Origin of the sequence: Cellulomonas sp. GbtcB1 (assembly GCF_019091725.1) — a bacterium.
In the GTDB taxonomy this organism is placed as follows: domain Bacteria; phylum Actinomycetota; class Actinomycetes; order Actinomycetales; family Cellulomonadaceae; genus Cellulomonas.
Genome location: NZ_JAGXJG010000435.1, coordinates 1 through 244 on the forward strand (window position 1 = coordinate 1; position 244 = coordinate 244).

Annotated in this window: 1 pseudogene; it reads left to right on the plus strand. The window is 79.1% G+C overall.

Annotated features, from left to right (window positions below):
* Positions 1-244 (plus strand): annotated as a pseudogene (locus KVT14_RS20960) (phenazine biosynthesis protein PhzF); the annotation flags it as partial.

Here is a 244-nt window from a genome sequence, read left to right on the forward strand (position 1 = left end):
GCGGTCTGCAGTTCGTCGCGCCGGAGCCGCGGGAGGGCGCGCCCGTCGTCGCGGCGACCCTGGACCGCGTGCTCGCCGCCCTGGCCCTGCCCGCGGACGCCGTGGTCGTCCACCGCCTGCTGGACAACGGCCCGCGGTGGCACGTGCTGCTCCTCGACTCCGCGGTCCGCGTCCTGGGCCTGCGCCCGGACTGGGCCCCGATCGAGGGCGTCGACGTCGGGGTGGTCGGGCCGCACGCCGAGGG